Annotated in this window: 14 protein-coding genes and 1 pseudogene; 9 read left to right on the forward strand and 6 right to left on the reverse strand. The window is 70.8% G+C overall.

Annotated features, from left to right (window positions below; translation table 11 throughout):
* Positions 1-126: 126 nt before the first annotated feature.
* Positions 127-2,520 (reverse strand): ATP-binding cassette domain-containing protein, encoded by a 2,394-nt coding sequence (locus ACZ4RZ_RS45970; RefSeq protein WP_467753536.1) that lies wholly within the window; start codon positions 2,518-2,520, stop codon positions 127-129.
* A gap of 130 nt (positions 2,521-2,650) precedes the next feature.
* A complete protein-coding gene (locus ACZ4RZ_RS45975; protein WP_467753537.1) occupies positions 2,651-3,004 on the reverse strand; it encodes a VOC family protein in 354 nt (117 codons plus the stop codon).
* 165 nt (positions 3,005-3,169) lie between these two features.
* On the opposite strand from ACZ4RZ_RS45975, the gene ACZ4RZ_RS45980 reads away from it, so the two are divergent.
* On the forward strand, positions 3,170-4,714 hold the full coding sequence (locus ACZ4RZ_RS45980; RefSeq protein WP_467753538.1) for an alpha/beta fold hydrolase: 1,545 nt from the start codon (positions 3,170-3,172) through the stop codon (positions 4,712-4,714).
* A 54-nt stretch (positions 4,715-4,768) separates the two neighbouring features.
* Here ACZ4RZ_RS45980 and ACZ4RZ_RS45985 read toward each other — a convergent pair whose 3' ends face one another.
* Complete coding sequence (locus tag ACZ4RZ_RS45985) at positions 4,769-6,085, reverse strand: activator-dependent family glycosyltransferase (RefSeq protein WP_467753539.1); 1,317 nt, start codon at positions 6,083-6,085, stop codon at positions 4,769-4,771.
* 92 nt (positions 6,086-6,177) lie between these two features.
* On the opposite strand from ACZ4RZ_RS45985, the gene ACZ4RZ_RS45990 reads away from it, so the two are divergent.
* Entirely contained in the window at positions 6,178-6,753 is a 576-nt protein-coding gene (locus tag ACZ4RZ_RS45990; protein ID WP_467753540.1) for an IS607 family transposase, read from the forward strand.
* The gene (tnpB, locus tag ACZ4RZ_RS45995; RefSeq protein ID WP_467753541.1) at positions 6,750-8,192 is read left to right on the forward strand and encodes an IS607 family element RNA-guided endonuclease TnpB; all 1,443 of its coding nucleotides are present in this window, start codon (positions 6,750-6,752) and stop codon (positions 8,190-8,192) included. The genes ACZ4RZ_RS45990 and tnpB overlap by 4 nt, the downstream gene beginning before the upstream one ends.
* 108 nt (positions 8,193-8,300) lie before the next feature.
* On the opposite strand, the gene ACZ4RZ_RS46000 is transcribed toward tnpB, so the two are convergent.
* Complete coding sequence (locus ACZ4RZ_RS46000; RefSeq protein ID WP_467753542.1) at positions 8,301-9,500, reverse strand: MFS transporter; 1,200 nt, start codon at positions 9,498-9,500, stop codon at positions 8,301-8,303.
* 115 nt (positions 9,501-9,615) lie between these two features.
* Here ACZ4RZ_RS46000 and ACZ4RZ_RS46005 point away from each other — a divergent pair, with 115 nt between their 5' ends.
* Positions 9,616-10,857: an ATP-grasp domain-containing protein gene (locus tag ACZ4RZ_RS46005; protein WP_467753549.1), complete on the forward strand. Its 1,242-nt coding sequence runs from the start codon at positions 9,616-9,618 to the stop codon at positions 10,855-10,857.
* A gap of 34 nt (positions 10,858-10,891) precedes the next feature.
* On the opposite strand, the gene ACZ4RZ_RS46010 is transcribed toward ACZ4RZ_RS46005, so the two are convergent.
* Positions 10,892-11,689 (reverse strand): phytanoyl-CoA dioxygenase family protein, encoded by a 798-nt coding sequence (locus ACZ4RZ_RS46010; protein WP_467753543.1) that lies wholly within the window; start codon positions 11,687-11,689, stop codon positions 10,892-10,894.
* A 314-nt stretch (positions 11,690-12,003) separates the two neighbouring features.
* Between ACZ4RZ_RS46010 and ACZ4RZ_RS46015 the strand changes: the two genes are divergently transcribed.
* The 5 genes from ACZ4RZ_RS46015 to ACZ4RZ_RS46035 are packed head-to-tail and all read left to right on the forward strand — an operon-like array spanning position 12,004 to position 18,652.
* Positions 12,004-13,371 (forward strand): formylglycine-generating enzyme family protein, encoded by a 1,368-nt coding sequence (locus ACZ4RZ_RS46015; RefSeq protein ID WP_467753544.1) that lies wholly within the window; start codon positions 12,004-12,006, stop codon positions 13,369-13,371.
* Positions 13,371-14,777: an MBL fold metallo-hydrolase gene (locus ACZ4RZ_RS46020; protein ID WP_467753545.1), complete on the forward strand. Its 1,407-nt coding sequence runs from the start codon at positions 13,371-13,373 to the stop codon at positions 14,775-14,777. Before ACZ4RZ_RS46015 ends, ACZ4RZ_RS46020 begins: the two co-directional genes overlap by 1 nt.
* Complete coding sequence (locus tag ACZ4RZ_RS46025; protein ID WP_467753546.1) at positions 14,774-15,787, forward strand: alpha/beta hydrolase-fold protein; 1,014 nt, start codon at positions 14,774-14,776, stop codon at positions 15,785-15,787. Before ACZ4RZ_RS46020 ends, ACZ4RZ_RS46025 begins: the two co-directional genes overlap by 4 nt.
* Positions 15,775-17,616 (forward strand): asparagine synthetase B family protein, encoded by a 1,842-nt coding sequence (locus ACZ4RZ_RS46030; protein ID WP_467753547.1) that lies wholly within the window; start codon positions 15,775-15,777, stop codon positions 17,614-17,616. Before ACZ4RZ_RS46025 ends, ACZ4RZ_RS46030 begins: the two co-directional genes overlap by 13 nt.
* Entirely contained in the window at positions 17,558-18,652 is a 1,095-nt protein-coding gene (locus ACZ4RZ_RS46035; protein ID WP_467753548.1) for a hypothetical protein, read from the forward strand. The genes ACZ4RZ_RS46030 and ACZ4RZ_RS46035 overlap by 59 nt, the downstream gene beginning before the upstream one ends.
* Before the next feature lie 29 nt (positions 18,653-18,681).
* On the opposite strand, the pseudogene ACZ4RZ_RS46040 reads toward ACZ4RZ_RS46035, so the two are convergent.
* Positions 18,682-18,831: pseudogene (locus tag ACZ4RZ_RS46040) on the reverse strand (RNA-guided endonuclease TnpB family protein); the annotation flags it as partial.

Genomic DNA, 18,831 nt, shown 5'->3' on the forward strand with positions numbered 1-18,831 from the left:
ACGGATACGGTGCAGTTCACGCTAAAGAATTGCCTGACTCCCGGGCGTCTTTCAGATTGCCGGTTCGACTGCTGACGCGTCGGGGGCGGTAGCGGTCCTCAGCCCGCCACCACCCCCGACCGGGCCCTACCGGCCGATGTAGGCCGCGAGGTGTTCGCCGGTGCGGGTCGAGCGGGCGTCGACGAGGTCGGCGGGAGTGCCCTCGAAGACGATCCTTCCGCCGTCCTGGCCGGCGCCGGGGCCCAGGTCGATGATCCAGTCGGCGTGGGCCATCACGGCCTGGTGGTGTTCGACGACGATCACCGACTTGCCCGCGTCGACCAGACGGTCGAGCAGGCCGAGCAGGTTCTCGACGTCGGCGAGGTGGAGGCCGGTGGTGGGTTCGTCCAGGACGTAGACGCCGCCCTTGTCCGTCATGCGGGTGGCCAGCTTGAGCCGCTGGCGCTCGCCGCCCGACAGCGTGGTGAGGGGCCGGCCGATGTCGAGGTAGCCGAGACCCACGTCAAAGAGGCGTTCGAGGATCCGGTGGGCGGCGGGGACGCGCGTCTCACCGGCGCCGAAGAACTCCTGGGCCTCCTCGACCCGCAGGGCGAGGACCTCACTGATGTCGCGCCCGCCCAGACGGTACTCAAGGACCGACGCTTCGAACCGCTTGCCCTCGCAGTCCTCGCAGGTGGTGGCGGCGCCCGCCATCATCGCCAGGTCGGTGTAGATGACGCCCACGCCGTTGCAGGTGGGGCAGGCGCCCTCGGAGTTGGCGCTGAACAGCGCGGGCTTGACGCCGTTGGCCTTGGCGAAGGCGCTGCGGATCGGGTCGAGCAGGCCGGTGTAGGTCGCCGGGTTGCTGCGGCGTGAACCCTTGATCGGCGACTGGTCGACGGCCACCACGCCGTCCCTGCGCGTCACCGAGCCGCGGATCAGCGAACTCTTGCCGGAGCCCGCCACCCCGGTGACGACGCACAGCACGCCGAGGGGGATGTCGACATCGACGCTGTGCAGGTTGTGCGTCGAGGCACCGCGGATCTCCAGTCGCCCCTGCGGCTTGCGCACCCTCTCCTTGAGGGCGGCCCGGTCGTCGAGGTGGCGGCCGGTGAGCGTGCCGGCCGCCCGCAGCCCTTCGAGGGAACCCTCGAACACCACCTGGCCACCGGCGGCACCCGCGTGCGGGCCGAGGTCGACGACGTGGTCGGCGATCGCGATCGCCTCCGGTTTGTGCTCCACCACCAGGACGGTGTTGCCCTTGTCGCGCAGCTGCAGCAGCAGGTCGTTCATCCGCTGGATGTCGTGGGGGTGCAGGCCGGTGGTGGGCTCGTCGAAGACGTAGGTGGTGTCGGTGAGCGCGGAGCCGAGGTGGCGGATCATCTTGACGCGCTGTCCCTCACCGCCCGACAAGGTGCCCGCGGGACGTTCGAGGCAGAGGTAGCCCAGACCGATCTCCACGAACGAGTCCAGGGTGTGCAGCAGCTTGGCCAGCAGGGGCGCCACCGTCGGCTCGTCCAGCCCGCGCACCCACGCGGCCAGGTCCCTGATCTCCATCGCGCAGGCGTCGGCGATGCTGATCCCGCCGATCTTCGAGGACCTGGCCTCCTCGCTGAGCCGGGAACCGCCGCACTCGGGGCAGGAGGTGAAGGTCGCCGCCCGCTCCACGAACGCCCGGATGTGCGGCTGCAGCGAGTCCTTGTCCTTGGACAGCATCGACTTCTGGATCTTCGGGATCAGTCCCTCGTAGGTCAGGTTGACCCCGTCGACCTTCACCCTGGTCGCGTCGCCGTAGAGGAAGTCCTGCATCTCCTTGTCGGTGAACTCGCGGATCGGCTTCTTCGGGTCGAGGATGCCCGACTCGGCGTAGACCCGGGTGGTCCAGAAACTGTCCTGCTTCCAGCCGGGGATCGTGAACGCGCCGTCGCCGATCGCCTTGGAGTCGTCGTAGAGCTGGGTGAGGTCGATGTCGGAGGCCGTGCCGCGGCCTTCGCAGTGCGCGCACATGCCGCCGTGGTACACGGCCTTGCGCACCACGACCCGCTTGCCCTTGCCCTTGTCGACGTTCATGGCCCCGCTCGCCGTCCGCTTGGGGACGTTGAAGGCGAACGCGCTGGGCGGGCCGACGTACGGCTGCCCGAGCCGGCTGAACAGGATGCGCAGCATCGCGTGGGCGTCGGTGGCGGTGCCGAGCGTGGAGCGGGGGTCGGCGCCCAGCCGCTGCTGGTCGACGATGATCGCGGTCGTCAGCCCTTCCAGGACGTCGACCTCGGGACGCGCCAGCGTCGGCATGAAGCCCTGCACGAACGCGCTGTAGGTCTCGTTGATCAGCCGCTGCGACTCCGCGGCGATCGTGCCGAACACCAGCGAGCTCTTGCCCGAGCCGGACACTCCGGTGAAGACCGTCAGCTGATGCTTCGGGATCTCGACGCTGACGTCCTTGAGGTTGTTCACACGCGCCCCGTGCACGCGGATCACATCGCGGCGGTGGGCGCCGTGCGGCCCGGACGAGCGCGCGTCCGCCCCGGTGTCCTTGCTCATCGTGTCTCCATCTCTCGGCATGGGACCACCTCGCCCGGCCCCATCCCGGCCGAGGCTAAGGGGCTGCCCTCGAAGCCCCCTCGAGACGAACTCAAGGGGGCTTCGAGGGCAGTTGGGGCAGGCCCCGGCGTCAGCGGTCCTGAATCAGTCCGAGAACGTTGCCGTCGAGGTCGGTGACGGTGGCCACCAGACGGCCGCCGCCGACATCGGAGGCGGGGTTCTTCACCGTGGCGCCCGCGGCGGTCACCTCGGCCAGCTTCGCCTCGATGTCGGGGACGTGCAGGTAGGCGACCGGCGAGGTGATGTCCTGCGCTCCCGCCGGCACCAACCCGATGTGCTGACCGGCGAGGTCGAAGCCGACATAGAAGTCCGTGTCGGTCTGCGGCTCGATGCCGAGCAGGGCGGCGTACACCTTCTTGGCCGAGGCCACGTCCGAGACGGGATGCAGCACGGTCTTGATTCCCTGGATGGCAGAGTCAGCCATTTCCACTCCTGGGGGGGTCGGGATTTCGTCGCTCGATGCTAGGGAAATTCCCGGGCGCGATGCATCTCCGTGCCCGCTGACTCCAGCTGGTTTCCAGCCACTCTTGACCAGAATTGGAGAGGCCCTTGTCAGGCTGCGAGCGGCTGAATTCAGGAGGGGAATCACGTGAAAAAGCTCGCATTGGTCACATCAGTGATCGTGGCCAGTCTGGTGGGGTCGGCCGTCGCCCCGGTAGCGGTGGCGAAGGACGCGACCGCGCCGGCCGCCGCAAGCGTCGCCTGGTCGCCGTGTCCGGACAGCGACCCGGTCCTCGGCACCCTGCTCAAGGGTCTGGACTGCGGCTCGGTACAGGTGCCGCTCGACTACGGCAATCCCGGCGGCAAGAAGATCAGCCTGGCGCTGACCCGGGCCAGGCACACCGCCCCCGACAGCCAGTACCAGGGCGTCGTGGTGCTCAACCGTGGCCAGTGGCCCGGCGGCATCGGCCGCGACCTGCCCACCCGGTACGCGCAGGGCACGACCGGGCTGGCCAAGGACGTCGGCGCCGCCTACGACTGGATCGGCTTCGACCCGCGCGGCGTCGGCGCCAGCGAGCCGGCCGTCGTCTGCGACAGCGACTACGTCTACCCCGGACACGCCCAGCCGGCGTCCGTGCCGAGCACGCCCGCCGCCGAGCAGGAGTGGGTGGACCGGGCCCGCGCGTACGCCAAGAGCTGCGGCGACAAGTACGGCGACGTGCTCAAGCACCTCAGCACCAAGGACGCCGCCCGCGACCTCGACCGGATGCGGATCGCGCTCGGCCAGGAGAAGATCACGTACTTCGGCACCGACTGGGGCACCTACCTCGGCTCGGTCTACGCCTCGATGTACCCGCACCGGGTGAGCCGGATGGTGCTGGACAGCGTGGCCCGTCCCGGTGGCGTGTGGTACCAGAACAACCTCGACAAGAACGTGACGTCCGAGAAGAACGCCACGATCTTCTTCGCCTGGGTCGCCACGTACGACGCGGTCTACCACCTGGGCACGAGTGCCGCCGAGGTCGAGGCGAACTACTACAAGGGTCAGGACGCGCTCGGCGCGGCGCCCGTCGACGGCAAGATCGGCCCGTCCGAGTGGGCGGACGTCTTCGAGCCGGTCGTCTACCGCAGCTGGACCTGGCTCTCGCGCGCGAAGATACTCGCCGACTGGGTGGTGCGCGGTGACGCGACGTCGCTGCGGGCCAACTACTCGGACCCGGGCTTCCCGCACCAGAACCGGCACGCGATGACCAACGCGGTCCAGTGCACCGACGCTGCGCAGCCGCGGGACTGGAGCACCTGGCACGCGGACTACTCCCGCCAGTACGCCGCCGGAAACCGTTTCCTGACCTGGACCAACGCCTGGTACAACGCGCCGTGCGCCTTCTGGCCGGTGCCCGCGCAGACTCCGCAGAAGGTCGGCAGCAAAGCGGTCAACGTCCTGCTGGTGCAGCCGGAGTTCGACACCGCGCACGGCGTCACCGGCGCCGTCGAGACGCACGCGCTGTTCCCGAACTCCCGGCTCGTCCTGGAGCAGGGCGGTCACAACGTCGGCGCGGCGCTGTCGGCCAACAACAACGCCTGCCTCAACACCTACGTCGGGGACTATCTGAGGGACGGCACCCGCCCCGCGTCCCGCAAGGGGGTCGACGCCACCTGCCAGGCGTCCGCAGACCCGGTCCCGGCATCCTGATCCGCCGCCGGGCGGGCCCCGCACGGTCATCGTGCGGGGCCCGCTTTCTCCTGCTCAGCGCAAGGCGGGTGCCGCGCCGGCCCGGTGGGCGACGACCAGTTCCTCCAGGGTTCGCGCCAGTTCGTTGGGGGCGGGCATGGCGAGCACCTCCTGACGTAGCCGCTGGGCGTTCGCCCGGATGGTTTTGTCCTCCAGCAGCCGGACGAGCGCGGCACGGACTTTGGGCCCGTCCACCTCGGCGGGCTTCATGGACAGCCCCGCCCCCGTCCGGTCCAGGCACCGGAGCTTCAGCGGAACGTCGAACGCCCGGCTGATCAGCAACTGGGGCACGCCGTAGCGCAGAGCACAGCCGAACGACCAGGTTCCGCCGTGATGCACCATGGCCGCGCAGGCCGGCAGGACCTCGGAGAGGGGCACGGACTCCACCAGCCGGGTGTTGGCCGGCACCTCGCGCAGCCTCCGCTGGGAGTCCGGCGGCAGGGTCAGGACCAGCTCCATCTCCAGGTCGGCCACCGAGTCGAGGATCTCCTGGATGCGTTCGACAGGCAGCAGCTGCTGGACCGGCCCGTCGTTCACCGAGTCACCGAAGGTCATCAGGACCCGCGGGGCGCGCGGCGGCTCGGCGAGCCACCGCGGCACGACGGCCGGCCCGTTGTAGGGAACGAACTGCACGGGAAGCGTGGTCGGCCGGGGGTCGGGCCGGAATGCCTCGGGCAGCGGGTCGATCGTGAACTGTCCGTTCACCAGGTCCTCGGAGAACTCGCAGCCGTACCTCTGGGCCCAGCCCGCCAGCCAGTCACGCAGTCGGTCGACGCGTTCCTCGGGCGGCTGCAGGGCCTTGGCGTGCAGGTAGTCCTCCCGCATGCGGGTGTAGACGTCGACCGAGTACAGCACCCGGGCGTGCGCCGCTCCGACCGCCGCGGCGGCCACCGCTCCTGCGAACGCCTTCGCGCCCCAGAGCACCAGATCGGGCTGCCATTCGCGGGCGAATCCGACCAGGTCGTCCATCATCGAGTCGTTGGATCGCCGTGCCTGGGGAAGCACCAGGTTGTCGAAGACCTTGGTGACCTGCTCCCAGCTCAGCCGCTCGCGATCCGGCCGTAGGTCGAACAGCGGGCCGAGCCCTTCCTGCGGAGACCTTCCCGCGGCGCCAGCGGGAGCCGCTTTGCGCCGGTCCCGCCGCTTGCGCACCTCCGGCGTCTCGCCCGGACCGACACCTATGCCCATCAGCCCGGCCCCGGTGACGGCGTCGAGGAGATCCGGCCACCCGGCCACGCGCACCTCGTGCCCGGCCGTCTGCAGCGACCACGCCAGCGGAACCAGGTTGAACAGGTGTGTCTTCCAGGGGAACGGCACGATGAGAACCCGCACGGCGGATCTCCTTAGATTCAGGGGTGGGGGATGGCAACTGTTGCGAAATTCATCAAGGAATCTCAGTTTTTCTCATCTGCTATCTTGATCGCGTGAAGCTCTCCGAGTGGGCGGCACGCAATGGCGTGCACTACCAGACCGCGTGGACGTGGGCGAAGGAGGGCCGCATGCCGGTCCCCGTACGCCAGACGCCGTCCGGGACGTGGCTGGTCGACGAGCCCGCCACGGAGGCGTCCGGGCGGGTTGTGGCGTACTGCCGCGTCTCCTCGGCCGACCAGAAGTCGGACCTTGACCGGCAGGTCGCCCGCGTGGTCCAGGGGGCCACCGGTCTCGGTCTGCCGGTCGCGGATGTCGTCACTGAAGTCGGCTCGGGGCTGAACGGACGCCGCCGCAAACTGCACCGGCTCCTGTCCGACCCGGGCGCGGCCGTGATCGTGGTCGAGCACCGCGACCGCCTCGCCCGGTTCGGCGTCGAGCACCTGGAAGCCGTACTGTCGGCGTCAGGCCGGCGCCTGGTCGTCCTCGACCCCGCCGAGACCGCCGACGACCTGGTGCGAGACATCACCGAGGTGCTGACCTCGATGTGCGCGCGCCTGTACGGGCGCCGGGCGGCGAAGAACCGTGCCGCCCGGGCGGTGGCCGTGGTGATCGGCGAGGCCGCCGAGTGAAGAAGTTCCAGCAGCAGTCCGGCTTTGTGGTGCAGGCGTTCCGGTTCGCGCTGGACCCCAACGCCACACAGGAGCGTGCTCTTCGGTCGCACTGCGGTGCGGCGAGGGCGGCGTACAACTGGGCGGTGGGCTGGGTCACGGCGTCGTGGTGGCAGCGCCGCGCCGAGGAGACCTACGGCATCTGCGAGGGCCAGCTCACCGAGTGGCGGCCGTGGTCCTTGCCCGCGCTGCGAAAGGCGTTCAACGCGGCCAAGCACACCGACCCCAGGTTCGCCGGATGGTGGGAGGACAACTCCAAGGAGGCGTACTCCACCGGCCTCGCGAACGCCGCCGCCGCGTTCGACAACTACTCGAAGTCGAAGCAGGGCAAGCGGCGGGGCAAGAAGGTCGGGGCACCCCGGTTCAAGTCGAAGCGGAAGGCGCGCCTGTCCTGCCGGTTCACCACCGGCACGATCCGCGTGGACACGGACGGCCGCCACGTGACGCTGCCCCGGCTCGGGACGATCCGCGTCCACGAACCCACCGGCAAGCTCCGTGTGCAGGCCGGGAAGGCCCGCATCCTGTCCGCCACCGTCCGGCACGAACGAGGACGCTGGTTCGTCGCCTTCCAGGTCGAGACCGCGCGGGAGATCCAGCGCGTCACCCGCCCCGGCACGGCGATCGGGATCGATCTCGGCGTGAAGACGCTCGCGGTCATGGCCGACAGCACCGGCGAGATCCGCACCGTGCCCAACCCCCGGCACCTGGACAGCGCCCTGACACACCTGCGCCGGGCTTCCCGCGCCGTGTCCCGCCGCCGGGGCCCCGACCGCCGCACCGGCCAGAAGGCGTCGAAGCGGTGGGAGAAGGCCAACGCCGCCCGCAACCGGGTGCACCACCGGGTGGCGAACCTCCGCGCCGATGCCCTGCACAAGCTCACCACCGCCGTGACGGCCGAGTACGGCACGGTCGTGGTCGAAGACCTCAACGTTGCCGGGATGCTCCGCAACCGGCGCCTCGCGCGCAGGATCGCCGACGCCGGATTCGGAGAGATCCGCCGCCAGCTCACCTACAAAACCCGCCGGAACGGCTGCCGTGTCGTGGCCGCCGACCGTTGGTTCCCCTCTTCCAAGACCTGCTCCGGGTGCGGCGCGGTGAAAGCCAAGCTGCCGCTGCACATCCGGACCTACGAATGCCACGCCTGCGGCCTGGTCATCGACCGGGACGACAACGCGGCCCGCAACCTCGCCGCCCTGGCGGCAGCAGCAACTGGTACCGGAGTGGCCGGAGACCAGGGCACCGTCAAGGTGTCGAAGCCTCGTGGAGCCGACCGGAAGACCCGCGCCACCCGCCCCAGCCGCAAGGCAGGGACGGGGCGGGCAGGTGGCACAACCCTGCCGCACCAGCGGCAGACGGAAACGAGAGACCGTACTCAAACCGAAGCCCTCACACTTTGGTGACGAGACGGACCTTCCGGGCCGAAATGCCCGGAATGCTGAGATTCATTGACGATCGAAGCAACGGTGTTCCCAGCCGAACGCCACACGTTCCGGCCCCTGCCATCTTGATCACGCGTCCCGTACAGATCTTCTCCAGGTTTGCCGGGTCGTGCTGGTGGCGGCGGTGACCAGGAAGGTGACAGCGGCGACCACGAGGGCCGTGGACACGGTGCCCGCCAGGTCGCAGAGCACGCCCGTGACCAGGATGGACACTGCCACGCCCGAGGGCAGCAGGGTGGCCCGGAGCGTCACCACCGAGGGGAGTTCCGCTGCGGAGGCCACAGCCAGCAGCCGGTTGTTGTAGTGGACGTAGGCGACCTCGAAGAGGACGAGGAAAAGCGCGTACAGCACCACCGTCGGCACGGTGCGGCCGACCAGCACCGCGGCCAGCAGGGGCGGCATCGGGAGCAGGGCCCATGCGGCCGAGGGGAGGCGGTCGAGGTAGCGCTGGGCGGGCAGAGCGGCGAGCGAGCCGGCGAAGACGGCGACCGAGGAGATCGCGACGAACACTCCGACCAGACGGGTCCCGCCGCCCAGCACATGGAGCGGGATCACGGTGACGGCCACGGTGTGGAAGCCCTGCCAGAACGCCACCAGAAGGAAACGGGCGAACAGCCTGCGCAGCACCGGGTCGTCGACGCGCAGGCGCGTGCCGTTCGCGGTGTCCCTGTCGTCCTGGGCGCTCACGGAGTCCCGCTCGGGAGACGACGGCAGCGCCCAGGCAAGGAGCGCGGAGAGCGCCAGCGTCGCCGCGTTCACCGCGATCAGGCCCCGCAGCGGCAGGACCGCCCCGGCCGGCCCCGCCAGCGCCGCGCCGACGCTGACCCCGGTCAGCTTGCCGATCTCGGCGAAGGTGTTGGCCCGCTCCAGCCGTTTGGGGGGAACGGTGGAGCGCAGCACGACCGACGTGGCCGAGCGGGTGACCGCCTCGCCGTACCCGCGGGCCAGCACGAGAACGGTGGCGACCGCGAGCAGCGCGCGGCCCGGCGCCACCAGGGCGGCCGCGGTCAGCAGCAGGCTCGCTGCCTCGGCCACCCGGACGAGCCGCTCCGGCGCGCGCCGGCTGAGCAGCCGGTTGAGCGGTCCGGCCAGCAGCAGCGCGGGCAGCCACGGCGCGCTCAGCACGGCTCCGGCGAACAGTCCCGACCCGGTGACCGATCCCACGTGCGTGGACAGACTCACAAGAAGCAGAAAACTCCCGCATGCGTTGACGAACAGCAATACGGGAGTGAAATTCGGCGAGCGAAATGTCGCGGGAAAAGATGTCATCACTTACTCCTCCAGGGGCTGGAGGATGCCAGAGATGAACGGATTTCAGCGAGGAAGAAGTCTGTCTATCGTTGAACATATGACAGCAGCCATTGAGAACAGCCCGTGCATCGTGATGGTCGATGCCTACGCGGCAGTCCGTTCACTCGTTCTGGAATTCCGGGAGCAAGGGTGTTCAGTCGTCCGTGTGCAAAGCACGCGCGAAGTGCCGTTCGTGTATCGGTCGGCCCCTTTCGTCCGCGATGACTTCGTCGCCGACATCGTCCACGACGGCGACCTGTCGGCCACGGCCGATGCGGTCGCGGCGTTCGCGCCGGTCGCGGTGGTCTCGGGCGGCGAGGTCGGGGTGGAATTCGCGGACCTGCTCGCCGAGCGGCTCGGCCTGCCCGGCAACACGACCGCCCTCAGCACCGCGCGGCGCGACAAGCACGTCATGGTCGAGACCGTGCGCGCCGCCGGGCTCCGCGCGGCGAGGCAACTGCGGGTCACCGACGCGGACGAGCTCGCCGCCTGGCATCGCGAGCTCGGCGGACGCGTCGTCGTCAAGCCGCCGCGCAGCGCGGGCAGCCAGGGAGTCTCCTTCTGCGACACACCGCAGGAGTCGGTCGCGGCCTTCCGGTCTCTCGCCGACGCCGACGACGTCTTCTCCCAGGCCAACAACGGGGCCGTGGCACAGGAGTACCTGCCGGGCACCGAGTACATGGTGAACACCGTCAGCCGGGACGGCGTTCACCATGTGTGCGACGTCTGGCGGACCAGCCGCGTCAGCGCGAACGGTGTCGTCGACCTCTGCGACGCCCTGTCGCTGATCGACTCGGGCAGCCGGGAGGTGGAACCCCTCAGGGACTACGCGTTCCAGGTCCTGGACGCCCTGGGCATCCGGCACGGCCCGGCGCACGTGGAGATCAGGATGACCCCGGCCGGACCGGCCCTGGTGGAGGTCGGCGCCCGGATCGCCGGCGGCGGCATCCCGGCCTGCGCCGGCCTTGGCATCGGCGCGTCACAGCTGGAGTGGACCGTCGATGCGTACCTGCATCCCGAGCGGTTCCACGCCCGGGCGGCAAGCCCGTACGCGGTGCGCCGCTACTGCGCGATCGCCGGCATGGTCTCGCCGGTGGAGGGCCTGCTCAGCGAGTACCGGGGCATCGAGGAGATCGAGCGGCTGGAGAGCTTCCACACCCTGGCGACCCCGGTGAAACCGGGCCAGGAGCTGCGCCGGACGGTCGACGACCTCACCTACCCGGTCCTCGTGACGCTGCTGCACGACCTCGAGGAGGTCGTGCAGCGCGACCTGAACACCATCCGCCACCTCGACGGCGCCGCGTTCTACGTCCTCGACCGCGAAGCCCGCTCCTGAGGCTGTTCGACTGCTGCCCCGCCGCGGTTGAACGTCACAGCCGGGCGGCGGCCGGCTCCCGCCGGGACCAGGCCGGCCGCGGCACCTTGTAGACGAAGCTGACGGCGGTGCGTGGCTCGGCCGCCGTCGTGTTGGGCGCCGAGCGGTGCACCGCCATGCCGTCGAACATGACGGCCGACCCGGGCTCCAGGGGCACGGCGACCGGTTCTTTCGCGCGCGGCAGGTGCTCGTCCGCGATATGCGGCTCGACCGCATCCTTCAACGGCGGCTCGCCCGGCAGCCGCTCGCTGTCCCCGGCGTGCGGGAGCAGACCGAACAGGTGCGATCCGGGGAGGAACTCCAGGCAGCCGTTGCGCGCGGTGGCGGGCTCGAGCGCGATCCAGACCGTCACGATGTTGTGCTCCCGGGGGTCGAAGCCGGCCGGTGCGAAGGCCATGTCCTGGTGCCAGGGCTTCGCCGAACCCACCACGGGCGGCTTGGCCCACAGGAAGGAGTTGACCAGCGTGCCCGGGCTGTCGACGGCCCGCGCGACGGGACCGTCGGCCAGGCCCAGCGACCGCTGCACGGCGTCGAACTCGGGGACGTGGACGTGGATGCGGCCGGCCATCCGGAGCACCCCCGTGAGGGCTTGGGTCCCCTGCTGCCAGGCCGCCCATCCGCCGACACCGGGCGCCTCCAGGATGAAGTCCCCGGCCGAGACGGCCTGGTCCCGGGTCAGTTCCTCGAGCCGGCCCACCGCCGCCCGGAGCCGGGCGAGTGCGTCGCCGGTCGCGAGCGCGGGCAGCCGCACGAACCCGTTCTCCCGCATGCCACGGGAATCGGTGTCAACCATTCTTCCCTCCCTCTCTTTACGTCGGATCGCGCCGCGAACTTACTCGCATGTATCACGGAAATGTTCATGTTCAGCGTTCACCGGCGACAGTCGTTGCTGTGCCTTCGGCGCCCTGCGTATCCTTCCGGGCCATGAGGCCATTCGGCCACATAAATAAATATTGCGGAGGGAGTGAAGAATGAGCGACCGTACCTTTATGGAGACCCGTGACGCGGACGAGGAGACCAGCAAGTGGTAGTCCTCTGACAGCGAATACGCCGCCCGTACGGAATTGAATTCCGTACGGGCGGCGCTTCGTCCCGAGAGAGGTTGAGATGATAGGTAATCGCGTTTCACAAGTCATCGACATTCCCGCCGACATGCTGGTGATCGACGACTCCACCGACGACCGCTACTGGGCATCGGTGCAACGCGTCGTCGAGCTGGCCGAGGAGAAGGGACGGGCCGCCGACGGGGTGGCGCTGCTGGCGAGCCTGGTGGTCACTCATCCCGAGTGGCCGGTGCGCGCGGGCGCGGTGCGGCTGCTGGCCGCGCACCACGCGGGCGATCCTGCCGCCGACACCGCCGTGGCCGCCGCGACACACGACACGGTCGACTGGGTCGCGTTCACCGCGCTCAAGGTCATCGCGGAGTACCGGATCGCCGCCGCCGTCCCCGACCTCATCCGCATCTCCGGCTGGCCCAGCAACTTCACCCGGCCCGACTGGGCGCGCAAGCCCGTCGGCTGTGGCGCGGCGCTCACCAAGCGCGCCCTCATCGCCGTCTTCGGCACCCGCGACCCCGCCGAGCTCCGCCGTCTGGAGGACGAGTACTTCACGGACATGCGGGCGCGGATCGCGGCTGCGCGGAGGCGGCCCCGGCGCCACGCCGACGTCGTCCGGGTGCCGGGCGGTTTGGCGATCATCGGCGCGAACGCGAAGCCCGACGCCTTCCGCATGGCGCAGGACGACAGCCCCCTGCGCGCCGTCGACGTGCCCGAGTTCCTCATCGACCGGACCACCGTGACCAACGCGCGCTACCGGGAGTTCCTCGACGAGGTCGGCGACTCCGGCGAGTTCGACCACCCCGACCAGCCACTCGAGCGGTCGCACCGCCCCGCACACTGGCACGACCCGCGCTTCAACGCACCGGGCCTCCCGGTCGTCGGCGTCGACTGGTACGACGCCTACGCCTTCGCGAAGTGGGCCGGTGGCTCGCTGCCCAGCGAGGTCCAGTGGGAGAAGGCCGCGCGCGGCGTGGACGGCCGCCGCTACCCGTGGGGCGAGGAGTGGGACCCCGACCGGGTGAACTACGTCGAGCGGTCGTTCGGCGAGGCCGTAACCGACCTCGACTCCCTCGAGGCGCTGCTGGTCACCATCGCGCAGGGCGACAACCCCGCCCATCCGGTGCTGCCCGCGGACGCCCTGCCGCACGGCGCCAGCCCGTACGGCGTCCTGCAGATGTCGGGGAACGTCTGGGAGCTGACCCGGACCAACTTCTACACCGGCGAGGACATGGACCCCTTCTTCAAGGGACGGCACCCGCTGGACTTCATGAACCGCAAGGACGCCTTCCACGTCCTGCGCGGCGGCACCTGGACGTCGCCGCCGACCTGCCTGACCACGTTCTACCGGGGCAAGGACCTGATCACCGACCGGCACAACGAGGTCGGCTTCCGCTGCGCGTACGAGACGAGCGGCTGATGCGTCTGACCTCGCTCGGCCACGCCGCGGTCCTCGTCGAGACGGGGACCGAGCGGATCCTCTTCGACCCGTGGCTCACCCAGCGCCTGGACCGCTTCTGGGAGCACCACCCGCCGCTGCCCGACGACCTGGTCCAGGAGGTGCTCGACGACGGAGTCGACTACGTGGTCCTCAGCCACCACCACTTCGACCACCACCACTTCCCCTCGCTGCTGCGCCTGGTCGACGGCGCCGACGTGGACTTCGACGACGGCCCGCGCCAGAGCTCCGGCGTCACCTGCGTATACCCCGCGGGACCCGTGCCGCCGCAGCTGACCGCCTCGGGGCTCGGGCACCAGGCGATCGCCTGGACGCTGCGCCGCTTCGGCTTCGAACGCCTGCGCCCGGTGACGCCGGGCGACACGATCACCCTGGGCGGGGCGACCCTGCGGACGTTCCCCTCGGCCGTGTCGTTCCCCGAGATGAGCGTGCTGGTGCAGACGGCCGACGCGGCCGTCATGCTGTGCGGGGACGCGCTCCTGCACGAGGCGACCGTGGCGGCCTTCCGCGGCGACGACACGCCACGCCTCGACGCCGTGTTCGTCCCCGCGCACAGCCTCGCGCCGCCCGGCGTGCTCACCGAGCGCCGCCCGCTGACCGACCCGGACGCGGTCCGCGCCCGCGCCGCCGCGAACTTCGACCGGTACATCGAGTCGATCCCCGCGGCCCTGACCGTGCCCTCCTCCTTCGGCTGGCGCGTCAGCGGCGACGGCGAGCGCGACTACTCCTGGTGCAACCGGACGATGTTCCCCTTCACCCCGACCGACGCCCTGCGGCGCCTGGACGAGCGGGGCCGCGACGGCCTGCTGTGGGGCCCGGGCCAGGTGATCGAGGTGGCGGACGGCAAGGCCGCCCTGGCCGACGGGCCCATCCCGCCCGGCGCGTACGACTTCGACCAGGTCTACGCCGAGGTGACGCTCGACCCGGACACGCCGGTGCCGCCCTTCGACGCCTCCCTCGACCGCTACGGCCGCCAGACCCGCGCCTGCGAGGACATGCTCCGCGAGCTGCTGGACCGGTTGGTGGCGACCGACTACTGGTACCGGGCGCTGGACGACGGCGCCGGACGGCACGTCGTCTCGCTGCATGAGGACGACGGCGGCGAGAGCGCCTTCCTGCTCGACCCGGTGGCGGGCCGGGTGACGCGGCTCGGCCCGGGGCCCGCCCGCAGCCACATCGCCGGCGGTGAGGGCTGGACCGAGATGGCGGCGAGCACGCTTCAGGCCATGCTCGACGCCGACCTGCTGTTCGGCAGCTCCTACGGCCTGTGGGCCAGCGACGGCGTCCTGCTCTCCGCGGTCTTCCACCACCCGTCCTTCTACACGCGCCACGTGCACCGCGCGCTGCGGGAGGCGAGCACCCCGTGAACGACCCGGTCGTGCTCGACCACGAGAGCGCCTGCCTGCGCGGCAACCCGCCGGGCGACCCGCACCGCCGCCGGATCGAGGTGCACCTGCCGCCGGGGTACGACGGTGTCCGGCGCTACCCGGTCGTGTACTGGCTGCCGGGGTTCGGCGCCCACCCCAGCCTCGGCAACCGGGCGCTCGCCTTCGGCGGATCCGTCGCCGACCGCCTCCGCCAGGCGATGGCGGACGGCCGTGTGCCGCCCGCACTGCTCGTCGTGCCCGACTGCACGACCGCCTACGGCGGCTCGCAGTACCTCGACTCCGCCGCCTGCGGCCGGTACGCCGCCCATGTCGCCGAGGTCGTCGCGGAGGTGGACCGGCGGTTCGCGACCCGGCCGGAGCCGGCGTGGCGCGCCATCGGGGGAAAGTCCAGCGGCGGCTACGGCGCGCTCGTCGCGGGCATGACCTCCGAACTGTTCGGGGCGGTGATCGCCTGCTCGCCCGACGCCGGGTTCGAGCACTGCTACCTGCCGCTGCTGCCCGCCGCGCTCGACACCGTCCGGGCGGCCGGCGGCGTCGACGCTCTGCTGGCCCGCCGCGACAGCGGCCCGCACGACGTCCCCTTCATGGTGGCGATGAGCATCATCGCCATGGGCATGTGCTACGCCGACGACCCGCGCACCACCCCCTCGGACGCGCTGCCCTGCGACCCCGCGACAGGACTGTTCCGCGATCAGGTGTGGCGACGGTGGCTCACCTACGACCCGGTGCGGATGCTCCCCGCCCACGCCAGCCGTCTCACCGGACTCGGTCTGCTCCACCTCAGCGTCGGCCAACGCGACGAGTACGGCATGCACTGGGGGGTCCGCGCGCTCCGCGCGGCCCTGGACGCGCACGGCATCCCCCACGTCTACCAGGAGCACGAGGGCGGACACCACGGCATCGAGCACGTCTTCACCGAGGCCCTGGCGCAGCTCTGGCGGGTATGGCGGGACCGGCAGGAACCGGAGCGTGACACGTGTGCGGCATAGCGGGCTTCATCAGCCTGGACGGACGGCGGGATGCCGCATGGCTGGACGCGCTGGGCCGGACCATGACCAAGGCCATGGCGCACCGCGGCGAGGGGGCCTGCGCCCCGTACGTCTCCTCGTGCGGCACCGTCATGCTGTGCGCGACGCGGCTGGCGGTCCGTGACCGCACCGAGGCGGGCGACCAGCCGATGACCGACCCCGGTGGCCGGGTCGTGCTGGTGCACAACGGCGAGGTCTACGGCTCCCGGTCGCCCGCGCCACCGCTGTGGCCGCGCCGCACCACCTGTGACACCGAGTTCGTGCTCCAGCAGGTCTGCCGCGAGGACGACCCCGCGGCGGCGCTGCGGCCGCTGAACGGCATGTTCGCACTCGCCTGGCACGACACGACGACCGGCCGCGTGGTGCTGGCCCGCGACCACTTCGGCGTCAAGCCGCTGTTCTACGCCTACACCGACGGCGGGCTGCTGTTCGCCTCGGAGCAAGGGGTGCTGCTCCGTACCGGCCTGGTGACCCCCGAGGTGGACCCCGAGGAGTTCGTGCTGCGCTCCTGGATCCGGATGGACGCGGCCGACGACCACACCTGGCTGCGCGGCGTCAAGTCCCTGCAGCCCGCCGAGTACCTGGTGGTCGACCGGCCGCACACGAGCACGCACCGCTACTGGAAACCCGCGTCGGTGGACGACCCGATCGACCCCGAGGAGATCAGGGCCGCCTTCGACCGGGCGATCGAGGAACGGTCCGTGTCCGACGTGCCCCGGGCCGCGGTGCTCAGCGGCGGCGTCGACAGCACGGCGATCGCCGCGGGCCTGACCAAGGCGGGCGTGCCCCTCGACGGGTACGTGCTGCGCTACCAGGACGGCATCGGCGGCTCGGGCGACGACGTGGCGTACGCCGCAGAGGTCGCCGACCGTCTCGGTGTGCCGCTGACCGTCTGCGACCTGGACCAGGGCACCGCCGCCGACCTGGTGCCCATCCTGCCCACCCGACTGATGCGGCCGCTGCTGCACGGCGCCGAGCTGGCGATGCACCACCTCTACCGGACCATCGCCGACGACGGGAACGTGGTCGTCTACTCGGGACACGGAGCCGACGAACTCTGGGGCTACCAGGACGGCCGGTACTTCCCCGTCGTCGACCCCTACGCGCCCACCTACATCCACGGACGCCACTACCTGACCCATCGGCTCCACGCCGACGAACGGCCCATCTGGGCCCGGCTCGTCAGCTGGATGGCGCACGAACTCGACGTCGACATGACGGCGGTGACCGACCGGGTGTGGGAACGCACCATGGACGAGTACCGGGCGATCAAGACGGCATCTCCGCTCAAACGCGGCAGGCACCACCTGATGCGGCGCTTTTTGGTCTACGTCAACGACATGGTGGACGCCACCTCGGCGACCTTCACCCTGGAGGACCGGCCCGTCTTCCAGGACGTCGCCCTCACCGAGCTGGCCTTCCGCTGCCCCGAGCACCTGAAGGACACCAACAAGCCCGGCAGCCACAAGGGGCTGCTCAAGACCGCGCTCGCCGACCTGCTGCCCGACTCGGTGCAACGCCGCCGCAAACAGGGCTTTCCCAGCCCCTCCGACCCCGGCTACGTCAGACGGCTCGCCGAGCTGGCCGACGGGCTCGGCGCCCCCTTCGGGCTGCCGACGCTGCCGGCCGAGCTCCGCGGTGAACTGGGAGTCGGCGAATGGATGTTTTTGGCATCAACCTCCGCCTGGGCCGGCCACCTCGCGGAGTTCACAACCGACCCGAGGAGTCAAGGTGAGCAGTTCCGTCCCCCGGTGGCGCCCGCAGGTCCTGGACAGCGCGGCCGACCTTGACCCGGTACCCCCGGTGACCGAGGAGGCCCGCGCCCAGGACTGGTGCAACTTCGTGGTGTGGCGGCCGTCCGAACTGCCCGAGGGCTGCGACACATGCGTCGGAACGCTCCGCCGCGAGGCTCCCCCCGGACGCGTCGACGCCGTGGGCCGCAGCCCGTGGAGCGACGCCAACCCGTCCGGCTACCGCACCGAGATCTCCGGCGGCGGACGGCGGCTGCGCCTCAAGCAGTTCCTCTACGACTGGGCCTTCCCCGCCGCGGACCACCCGTGCCTGTGGGGCAGCCAGACCCGGCCGTTCGAGATCGGCGAGGGCCGGGTGGTCTGGCTCGGCACCGACTACCTGGGCCACCGGGCCGGCAGCGCCCGGATGGCGCGGACCACGGTCGAACTCTCGGTGCTGGAGGGCGAGTTCTCGGACGAGGAGATCGTCGCGCTCTTCGCCGCGCTGCGCCCGGCCGTGCCCAAGGCGGTGCCGAGGGTACTGGCCACACCGTTCTCCGAGCTGAGCTACTGGGCCGGGCACCGGGCCGACATGGTCTCGGTGCCCACCGGCGTCTTCTCCTTCCACCGGCGCGGGCGGGAGCACGAGGGCGACTGGATCCCCTCGGGGGAGGTCACCGCGTTCCTCACCGCGCAGGGAGTGCCGGTGGCGGCCGGTGGCTTCCACGCCGACAGCGCCGCGACGTTCGGCGACGGCTCTGCCGTCCGTGAGCTGGAAGTCGTCTACGCTTCGGCATCCGGCGGCGAGCTGCGCCTCACGGCGCAGCGCACCGGCGGCGGGCGCCTGGAGTTCCCGCCGAAGCGGGACAAGCACCCCGCCACCGACGAGGTCCGCGATCTCGGCGGCCGCCCGGTGCACCTCGGCTACCTCAGCGCCGAGTTCGGGGCCTGCGACGCCTGGTGGCAGCATCCCGACGGCTACGACCTCAGACTGCTCGGCAGCGCGGGGACGGGCCTGGGACGGGAGGCGTTCCTCGGCCTGGTCGCCGAGATCGACGCCGCGCTGCACCTCGCCGGCAACGAGGTGCTGGGTTGACTTCTCCCCCTCGTGAACGAGGGGGATTCTCACGGCTCGCGCTGTGAGGTTTTCTGCTTCGTCGCCGACTGCCCGCCCGGAGTGCTCCGTTGAGGTCTTACACCGGCTCCACAGACAGCAACCGCCAGCCCGGCGGCCTTGAGGTTGATGGCCGCGTTCACGTCCCGGTCATGGGTCGT

Source organism: Streptomyces sp. NPDC027189, from assembly GCF_055566975.1.